This is a genomic window from Streptomyces sp. NPDC002690 (assembly GCF_053592415.1).
In genome coordinates, this window is the sequence record NZ_JBSFVR010000299.1 from 1 (window position 1) to 9,294 (window position 9,294).

Annotated in this window: 8 protein-coding genes; 6 read left to right on the plus strand and 2 right to left on the minus strand. The window is 70.8% G+C overall.

The window, feature by feature from the left end; genetic code table 11:
- Nucleotides 1-102 precede the first annotated feature (102 nt).
- A complete protein-coding gene (locus ACWD3D_RS28030; RefSeq protein ID WP_451463571.1) occupies nucleotides 103-1,764 on the minus strand; it encodes a beta-1,3-glucanase family protein in 1,662 nt (553 codons plus the stop codon).
- A 253-nt stretch (nucleotides 1,765-2,017) separates the two neighbouring features.
- Here ACWD3D_RS28030 and ACWD3D_RS28035 point away from each other — a divergent pair, with 253 nt between their 5' ends.
- Together ACWD3D_RS28035 and ACWD3D_RS28040 are read left to right on the plus strand one after the other, a co-directional pair.
- Nucleotides 2,018-3,058, plus strand: a complete 1,041-nt coding sequence (locus ACWD3D_RS28035) for a LacI family DNA-binding transcriptional regulator (RefSeq protein ID WP_451463572.1) — start codon at nucleotides 2,018-2,020, stop codon at nucleotides 3,056-3,058.
- A gap of 155 nt (nucleotides 3,059-3,213) precedes the next feature.
- Complete coding sequence (locus tag ACWD3D_RS28040) at nucleotides 3,214-3,588, plus strand: hypothetical protein (RefSeq protein WP_451463573.1); 375 nt, start codon at nucleotides 3,214-3,216, stop codon at nucleotides 3,586-3,588.
- Between the two features lie 200 nt (nucleotides 3,589-3,788).
- On the opposite strand, the gene ACWD3D_RS28045 is transcribed toward ACWD3D_RS28040, so the two are convergent.
- Nucleotides 3,789-6,578, minus strand: a complete 2,790-nt coding sequence (locus tag ACWD3D_RS28045) for a glycosyl hydrolase (RefSeq protein WP_451463574.1) — start codon at nucleotides 6,576-6,578, stop codon at nucleotides 3,789-3,791.
- Nucleotides 6,579-6,941: 363 nt separating this feature from the next.
- On the opposite strand from ACWD3D_RS28045, the gene ACWD3D_RS28050 reads away from it, so the two are divergent.
- From ACWD3D_RS28050 to ACWD3D_RS28065, 4 genes are all read left to right on the plus strand, one after another.
- A complete protein-coding gene (locus ACWD3D_RS28050) occupies nucleotides 6,942-7,550 on the plus strand; it encodes a MarR family transcriptional regulator (RefSeq protein WP_451463575.1) in 609 nt (202 codons plus the stop codon).
- Nucleotides 7,547-8,110: a cysteine hydrolase family protein gene (locus ACWD3D_RS28055; RefSeq protein WP_451463576.1), complete on the plus strand. Its 564-nt coding sequence runs from the start codon at nucleotides 7,547-7,549 to the stop codon at nucleotides 8,108-8,110. The genes ACWD3D_RS28050 and ACWD3D_RS28055 overlap by 4 nt, the downstream gene beginning before the upstream one ends.
- Nucleotides 8,107-8,688, plus strand: coding sequence for a YbhB/YbcL family Raf kinase inhibitor-like protein (locus ACWD3D_RS28060; RefSeq protein WP_451463577.1), 582 nt, complete (start codon nucleotides 8,107-8,109; stop codon nucleotides 8,686-8,688). Before ACWD3D_RS28055 ends, ACWD3D_RS28060 begins: the two co-directional genes overlap by 4 nt.
- Before the next feature lie 196 nt (nucleotides 8,689-8,884).
- Nucleotides 8,885-9,294 (plus strand): DUF2397 family protein (locus ACWD3D_RS28065; RefSeq protein WP_451463578.1); only part of this gene is annotated, 410 nt, incomplete at its 3' end.

Genomic DNA, 9,294 nt, shown 5'->3' on the forward strand with positions numbered 1-9,294 from the left:
CCGGTCGTCGTCGACGTTCCGGGGCACCGGCCCCACCGGTGCGGTGACAGGCCCGCCGCCCCCGAGCCCGCTGGTGGCGGGCCCGGGGGCGGCGGGGCCGGCTCACTTGGTGAAGGTGAACCAGTTGAGGTTGAGGAAGTCCGAACTGCTGCCGGAGAAGACCAGGTAGACGTCGTGGACACCGGTCGCGGAGGCGATGATGTTGGCGGGGACGGTCTGCCAGGTCTGCCAGCCGCCGCTGCTGGAGAAGTTGATCTCCGCGATCTGCGGGCCGGTGGTGCTGTCCAGACGCACCTTGATCGCGCCGCTCACGCCCGCTGCGGCGCCCGACGCGAGCCGGGCCTTGAACTGGAACGGCGAGGTCGAACCGAAGTCCAGGGACGAGTACTTGAGCCAGTCGCCGTTGGCGATGTACCCGACGTCCTGACCGCCGCCGGTGTCGGAGCAGGCCTCCGTGGTGGTGCCGCTCTGGGCCGAGAAGGACTCCGCCTGGATGGTGTTGTAGGCGCTCGTGCCGGTGCCCGTACCGCCGCCCGGTGGGGTGCCCGAACCGGCGCCCGCGCCCAGCGAGATGGTCCACGAGGTGGGGTTGCCGTCCTGGAGGTGGCCGTCGACGGGCGCGGAGCCGGTGGGGCCGACGTCGTCGTACGGGAAGGCGTAGCCGATGCTCGCGTACTTGTGGACGAGCCGGGCGTAGTGGTTGGTGATGGGGTCCGTGTAGTACTGGGACGGGGACACGCCGTCGGGGTTGTTGTTGCCGCCGGAGACCAGCAGGCTGCTCCGGTTGAGCGCGGCGGACAGCCGGGCCGCGATGGCGCCGCGCGCGTCGCCGCCGGAGTTGTAGAGCGGGCCGGAGGCGCAGCCGAAGATGTCGACGGCGCTGGGCTTGGTGAACGGGACGCCGTTGGTGTTCAGGCCCGAGAAGACGATGGCGCCACCGGAGACGGTGCCGGTGTACGAGCCGATGCTCCCCTGACCGTTCAGGGTCAGGGGGGTGGTGGCGTAGCGGGCCCACACCCGGTTCAGGTAGTCGTCCCAGTAGTTGCCGAAGTCCACCGGGGAGTGCGAGGGCGCGAGGACGCGCAGCACCCCGCCGGAGGAGTCGTTGATCACCAGCTTGTCCCAGGGGGCGCCGTCGGCGGCGTGCTGGGACTGCAGGCCGGAGGCGATGGAGGCGAGCGCACCGCCCGGCAGCGGGCTGACCGTCTGGTTGCCGGAGCTGCCGGTGCTGGACATGGAGACCGGCAGGCCGACCATGTCGACGTAGGAGATGTTGGCGTAGAGGTTGGCGCTGTTGAAGGTGAACTCGCAGAACGTCCAGTTCGTCGCCCAGTTGGGATCGGCGCTGGTCAGTGCGGGCTGGACCACGCCGGGGACCGTGCCCGGATTGACGAAGAACTTGAGCTTCTGGCCGATCGAGAACCAGACCCGGCCTCCGATGATGAAGCCGGACAGGTTCACCTTGGTCGCCGCCGAGCCGGAGGCCCCCAGCGGGATGGCGTAATCGGCGATCGGGGTCACCGCCGACGACGGGTTCGGCAGCCGGTTCAGTGCGCCGTTCGCGGAGACGAACACCGGCCAACCAGTGCTGTCCGTACCGGAGATGTACGCGTAGACGGTGTTGCTGCCGGAGTTGTTCTGGAGCGAGATCGGGAGCGGGGCGCTCGCGGCCGAGGCCGTGGAGGTGAACGGCGACAGCGGGGAGAGGGCGGCAGCGGCGGCGGTCGCGCCGGTCGCGGTGAGGAAGGAACGTCGAGAGACCACTGACCCTCCGAAAGGGTGTGATGAGCCGTCAGAAACACGACGGAGGTGGGGGTGTTGCCCTGAGGCGAACGCGACGCTAATGGCCTGTACCAATGAGGGTCAAGGGATGCGCCGAACGAAACGGGACGAGTTTGGGAGCGCTCTCAATCAGGGGTGGTGGCGGCGCCGCTCCCGGGTGGCCCCGGCGCTAGGCTGTGAGCGGACCGGCGGTCTTGCCTACCGGTCCGCCGCCCAGCGTTGAGGAGCGCCCGCCTTGCCCGAGCAGTCCCCAGGTTCCCGGCCCACCCTGGAAGCCGTCGCGGCGCGCGCGGGAGTCTCCAGGGCCACCGCGTCCCGGGTCGTCAACGGGGGCGACGGTGTGCGCCAGCCTCTGGTGGACCGGGTGCGCCAAGCGGTCGAGGAGCTCCAGTACATCCCGAACCACGCGGCCCGCACCCTCGTCACCCGGCGGACCGGAGCGGTGGCCGTAGTGATCGCCGAGCCCGAGATACGTATCTTCTCCGACCCGTTCTTCTCCCGCCAGCTCCGGGGCATCAGTAAGGAACTGGCCGAACACGACGCCCAACTCGTGCTGTTGATCGTGGAGGGGCCGGGAGACTTCGGCCGGATCGAGCGATACCTCTCGGGCGGTCACGTCGACGGAGCCCTCGCCTTCTCCCTGCACACCGACGACCCCCTGCCGGCGATCACCCGACGGGCCGGCCTGCCGACCGTGTACGGCGGGCGGCCGAGCTGGACCACGCCTCCCGGGGAGCGCACCGCCAGTTACGTGGACGCGGACAACCGGGGCGGGGCGCGGGCGGCCGTGCAGCACCTGCGGGACCTGGGGCGGCGGCGGATCGCCTACATCGGCGGACCGGCCGACCAGACCTCGGCCCTGGACCGGTTCGACGGGTACCGCGACATCCAGCTCGATGTCGATCCCACGCTCGTCGCTCAGGGCGCGTTCACCGTGGAGTCGGGGGCGCTGGCCATGGAAGAGCTGCTGGAGCGGAGGCCCGACCTGGACGCGGTGTTCGCCGCCAACGACCTGATGGCCTCGGGTGCCTTGCGGGTACTGGGCGAACGCGGCATCCCGGTGCCCGGCCAAGTGGCCGTGGTCGGCTTCGACGACATGGCGTCGGTGGCCGAGGCGACCGTACCGCCGCTGACCACCGTCCGGCAGGACGTCGAGGGCCAGGGGCGGCTCATGGCGAGACTGCTGCTGCGCGGCCTGGACCGGGACCGCAAGGGGACCGGGGCGCCCGACTCGGTGATCACCCCGACCACGCTCGTACGGCGGGCCTCGTCGTGAGGCCCGTCTCCGGCACTCCGTTGTGTGAGTTCCGTCGGAGCGGACGACGCGGGGGGTGCGGTCGGTGCCCACCGGTCGCACCCCAGGTCCAGGTGGAGCAAGCCCCGGAACATCGACTGCCGTTTTGAGGAACCCGTGGCCGTTTTGAGGAGCCCGTGAACGACAAGCCCCTCATCGAGGACATCCGCGCGAATCCAGGGACATACGGTCTGAACGGCCGGTACTACCCGACCGTCATGCTGCTGAACGGCATCGACGTCGCCCAGTCCCGTGGTTTCCTCCGCGGCTTCGCCGAGTGGCTCTGCGTCCAGCGCCAGGAGCTCTCCAGCTTCGCCTGGTACAAGGAGATCTTCCGCGAAGCCGTTCCCGAGGTTGATCCCGGTGAATGGCGCGGGCCTCTGACACCGGCGCAGGACCAGCGGGCCCTCGACCACCTGTTCACCAGGGTCCTCGAGTTCCTTGCCGTGCGGAACAGCCGGGAAGCCCTGATCCGCATGTACGCCGACTTCCGCACGCTGAGAGGCAGGTGACGCGGACGGCCGGACCCGGACCCGAACTCGGAGCCGGAGCGGATACGTGACCGAACCGGCAGGGAGCCCCCGCGGGCGCGAGTCGATGCGCCTGCGGGGGCTCCCTGCCGTCGGACGGGTGCGGGGCCCGGAGGTTCGGGGCGGAGGTACGTACAGGAGGTACGCCCCGGGTGTACGGGTGCCGTGCGCACCGGACCGGATCAGACGTACGGGATCTTCAGGACCGCCGCGTCCGTGCCGGTCTGCACCTGGGAGGTGCTGCTTCCCAGGGCGTTCCAGATCTCCAGGCGGACGGTTCCGCCCGTGAGGTTGCCCAGGGTGCCGGTGGTCGCCTGCGCGCCCACGGCCTGTGTGTACTCCTCCCACCCGGCGACCGGGTCGGTCGCGAAGTAGCGGTAGGTCTCGGTCCGGTCGAAGGTGCCGTCGCCGGTGAGGTCGTAGCTGACCCTGACCTGCGGCGCGAGCCCGACCGCGGTGCCCGCGTCGACCCGGAGGCGGAACGTGGTGGAGGTGCCGGAGGAGAGGGTGCCGTTGACGTTGGTGATCTGGTAGGTCGTCGGCTTGTACGGAGTGCCGTCCCGGTTGACGCCCTCAGCCGAGGCGATCGTGTCGGTTCCGGCCGCGCCGTCCGTGGCGGTGGTGAGGGTGCCGCCGGACTTCAGCCGGAAGGTGTTCCCGGTGGACGTGCCCGTCCCGGGGTCCGTGCCCGGGTCGGTGGTGCCGCCGCCGGTGCCCGTGCCGGTGGCCGTGGAGCGGGCCGGTACGGACAGGGTCGCGCCGTTGGTGAAGGTGACCGTGCGGGCGGTGGTGCCGTAGTTGTGGGCGACGTAGGTGTTGACGCCGTTCTTGGTGAAGACCGCGGAGGTCGGGATGTCCCCGCTGATGCTCATGTCGGGGGCGCCGAGGCTGTCCAGGGTGGTGATCCACTGGTACGTGTGCGCCTTGGACTCACCCTGTTCCGGCGTGTAACCGGCGTTGCCCGCGTCCCATTTGGCCTTCGCGGACGCCGGGTCGGCCAGCGCCTCGAACTCCCAGAGCAGGTCGCGCCATTCGACGGCCGGGCCGCCGTTCTCCCGCTCCATCTCGGCGAGGTTGCGCTTGACGGTGGCCTTGTCGCGGCCCAGGTACAGCGAACCACCCGTGATCGGGAGGGTGTTGATGCCGTGGATTTCCTCGGGGTTCGCGGTCCACCAGGTGGAGTACGCGGCGCCGCTGCCCCAGACCATGCCGACCGTGTCGTGGCCGAAGGAGCTCGGGAAGACCTGCTGGTCGGTGTCGAACCAGTACTGCTCGATCGCTTCCGACTCGGTGGTCAGCAGGTAGCTGCCGAGGTCGCGCAGCGAGGTGTCACCGGTCGCGGAGCCCCACAGGACCAGCGCCGCGCTCAGGTTGGTCGACTCGGAGGAGGACTCCTGGTTGTTGCCCGCCGCGAAGCCCTGGTGTCCGGAGGCCCAGCTGTGGCCGGCGTACACGTCGAAGCCCCGGAGGAAGGGGAAAGCGCTGTCCGTGCGGCTCGGGTTGGCCGTGTCGCGGATCAGGTTCTTGACCATGGTGCCCCAGGCCGAGTCGGCGGCCCAGGCCTGGTCGTACTGGGCGACGATCGCCGCCGCGTACACGTAGTAGCTGTAATGGAAGTGATGGTCGTTCAGCTCGGTGTCGCTGCCGTAGGAGGCGGGGTACCCGATGAGGGTCTTCCAGACCGTGTCGTAGCTGAACTCGCTGGCGCCGCCGGCCGTGAACCACTCCTGGAGCCGGCTCTTCAGCAGCCCCAGCAGCTTGTCCCGAGTGGCGGTCTGGCCGATCTGATCGGCCACGGGCACCAGTTGGGCCAGACGGCCGAGTGCCTTGCCGGTCCAGTAGGTGTCGGAGGCCCCGGAGAACGGATCGGAGGCGTTCGCCACCTCGTCGAGGTACGCGGTCAGCCGGGCGGTGTCGACGCCGCTGACCGCCGGAAGGGCCGGCACCACACCGGAGCTCTTCTGGCTCGTGGTGAAGGACGTGCCTTCCCGCACCTTCATGGTGCCGCGCGGGGACACGTAGGTGTAGCCCGTGAGCGTGTCGGTGGTGTGCAGCCACTGGTGGCGGTAGAGCGCCTGGAGCGTCCCGCGCGCGGTGCCTTCCTTCGCCTCGGTGGTGAGGCTGTACGTCGCGCGGACCGTACCACCGGAGGAGGACCAGGAGACCGTGGAGCCGGTGACGAAGCTGAAGGCGTACTTCCGGAACGTCGCGAGCGCGTCGGTCGACGGCAGCACGGCGAGCGAGAAGTAGTCCTTGCCGCCGAGGGGGGCGGTGATGCTGGAGCCCGAGACCGTCCAGTCGGTGCCGGTCGGCGAGAACAGCGCGTAGTGGTGCCCGGCGACGGTGATGCCGAGGACGTTGCCGTCGTCCGCGAAGACGGTGGGGGCGCTCGCCGTGGTGATGCTGGCGTTGCCGCCGGAGCCCTTGGCGTACACGAACGGCAGGCCGTGCCCGATGGTCGTGCGCAGGGTGCGGGTGCCGTCCGACCAGTAGGGGGTGACGGTCCAGTCGGACCAGTCGTCGGCCTTCGTGTCGGGCGAGTTGAGGCCGCTGAGACCGAGGGTCAGGTCGGCCTTGTGGGCGTACTCGTACTGGCGGCCGTCCCCGACGATCGAGGGCGTGGTCGGGTAGCCGACTTCCAGTCCGCCGGAGGTGGCCTGGTAGGTGAGCGGGTGGCCGTACATCGGTGTGGAGTACGGGTTGTCGCCGTAGCGCTGGTAGGCGAGCGAGGTCCACCAGTCGTTGGTGGGAACCGGCTTGTTCTTGGCGGCCTCGGTCAGCTTGGGGGTGACCGGTGCGCCGGTGTTGGTGGTCGGTCCGGAGGTGCCGGCCGGGCGGGTGTCGGTATAGCTGCCGGCACCCGCGGTGATCGTGGCCGCGGACGCCGGGGTCGCGGCCGGGCCCAGGCCCACCGCGGCCAGGGCGACGGCCAGGGCCACCGCGGCTGCGGGTCTTACGAGGGAGGCTTGCATGGGGAAGCACCTCGAAGTCAGAAGGGGGACGAAGCGCTTTCGAGAGCGCTCTCAGATGTCAAGGAACGTAAAACTTCTGAAACCTTTGTGTCAATAGAAGTGACACATACCGTAGTTGAGGGAGCGTGCGCGAAGCCCATCGTTCGAGTTCTGACGGGTCGAGGGGTGTGCCGGGCGGCCCGAGGTGAAGTGTTGAGAGCGCTCTCATCCGTCCGGATCGCCGCATTCAGGGGGTTCGGTCGTGTGGCCCGGCCCATGGTGGCTCGCACGCGCCCGCTGCCTCCCTCCCTCGGGGGTGTGGCCGTGCGGGTTCCGTGCGCCGGACGGGAATGTTAAGGCTGATTGATAAAGTAGCTTTAGTACATGGATGAAGATCTGGCTCCGGAGGAAGTCGCCGCGGCTCTCCTGGCGAGCATCGGTGTACTGGTGCGACGGGTACGCCAGGTACCGGTCGACGGCGGGCTCGCGATGCCCGAACGGGCCGCCCTGGCACTCCTGGACCGCTCGGGCCCCACCACCTCCTCCGCGCTGGCCCGGGAAGCGCGGATCACCGCGCAGGCCATGGGGGCGACGCTCGCCGCGCTGCGCGCCCGCGGTCTGGTCGAGCGCCACCCGGACCCGGAGGACGGCAGGCGGGCGGTGCTGACGATGACCGCCGCGGGACGGAAGGCGCTGAAGGACAAGCGCAACGCCCGGACCGATCTCCTCACCCGGGCCCTGACCGGTGGCGCGTTCACCGCGGCGGAGCTGGACCGGCTCGCGGCCGTCGCGCCCCTGCTGGACCGGCTGGCCCGTACCGTCCGCCCCTCCGAACCCGGCACGCCCGAGCCCGGTACGCCCGACACCGCCGAGCCCGGTACGCCCGACACCGCCGAGCCCGGTACGCCCGACACCGCCGAGCCCGGTACGCCCGACACCGCCCGGACCGGCCCCGGAGGCCGGCCGACCCGCACAGGAGAGACACCACAGTGACACTGACAACGATCGACCCCACTCCCGCGCTCGTCGTGATCGACCTGCAGAAGGGCCTCCTCGCCGGCGCCGGACCCGCCGTCGCGGCGGTCGTCGAGCCCGCGGCCCGCCTGGCCGCGACGTTCCGCCGGCACGGCCTGCCGGTGGTCCTGGTCAACGTCACCGGGCGCGCCCCGGGGCGCACCGAGACCGCGCGGGCGGGCGGCGGCGTCCCGTCGTCCCCCGGCTGGGCCGAGCTGATCGACGAACTCGACGTCCGTCCGGCCGACCACCTGATCACCAAGCGACGGCGCAGCGCGTTCCACGACACCGGCCTCGACACTCTCCTGCGGGACCTGGGCGTCACCCAGGTCGTCCTCACCGGGATCTCGACCAGCGCGGGCGTCGAGTCGACCGCACGCGCGGCCTCCGACCACGGCTACCACGTCGTTCTCGCCACCGACGCCATGGCCGACCGGGAGGAAGTCGACCACCGCCACAGCGTGGAGCGCGTCTTCCCCAAGATCGGCGAGACCGTCACCACCGCCGAGGTCGTCGCCATGATCGAGGCCACCCGATGACGCTGCTGGGCCGACTCCTGCACAACCGCCGAGCGGGCGAGACCCACTTGGCCTGGAACCTTCCCAACCTCCAGGGCTGCGGGGCGGGGGCGCTCACCCTCACCAGCGACGGCTTCGGTCCCGACGGCTCCCTTCCGCGGGTCCACTGCGCGAAGCACGTCGGCGGCCAGGACATCTCCCCGCACCTGGCCTGGACCGGGCTCCCGGCCGGTACCGCACAGCTTCTCCTGGTCGTCGAGGACGTCGACGTACCCATGGCCAAGCCCGCGGTGCACTGCGTGGCGCTGATCGACCCGGCGGCCGGAGACCTCCCGCCCGGCTCCCTGGCCGCGAAACGCCCCGGCCCGGGGGTGCGGTTGTTGCGATCCACCGTCGGGCGCGGCTACCACGGCCCCGCACCGATCAAGGGCCACGGGCCGCACCGCTACGTCTTCCAGCTCTTCGCGCTCGCCGCTCCCGTCGACGGCGGCCCCGGCGCGACGCCGCCTGTGGACCGGGCCCGGCCACGTACCCTGCTGCCCCTTCTCACCCCGCCGGTCCTCGGCCGCGCCCGGCTGACCGGGGTCTACGAACGCTGACCCGGGGTCCTCGCGCGGTGGCGGTGGCGGTGGCCCGGTGGGAACGGGCCGTGTACCTGAGGGGCACGCCGGGCCGGAGGGAGGTACCGTACCGTCTCCGGCGGACGAACAGCCCTGTTCCGGGACTTGTCATCGGATCGGTGAGGGCGCCCCTACGGCGGGGCAGTGGCCGGGGCGACAGGTGAAGGGCGAGCGAGTGCGCAGGGTTCCACCGGAGATGTTCCGCTTCACCACGGGCGAGAGGGCCGGCCTCCACAGTGCGGTGCTGGACGCCTTCGGCGCGGCCGGCGAACACCTGGAGACGGCCCTCGGTCTCGACGGCGTCCGTGAACGGCTGCGTACAGTCGGTTGGTTGGACGCGGTGGAGGACGAGGAGCTGCACGCGGCGCTGAAACGCCTGGTGTGGTGGGGACTTCTCGACGTGGGCTGGCCCAACAGCGCAGCCGTCCACTTCGTGCGCCTGCTCGCGGAGCACGGCGCGGACCTCCGCCACCACGGCGACTTCGACGGTGAGGGCATCCGCATCGCGGCCCACGTGTTCGCCAAGACCTCGGCCCGCCCGTGGCGCATGTCGGCGGCGGACTGCCGGGACGCCGTCGCACGGTC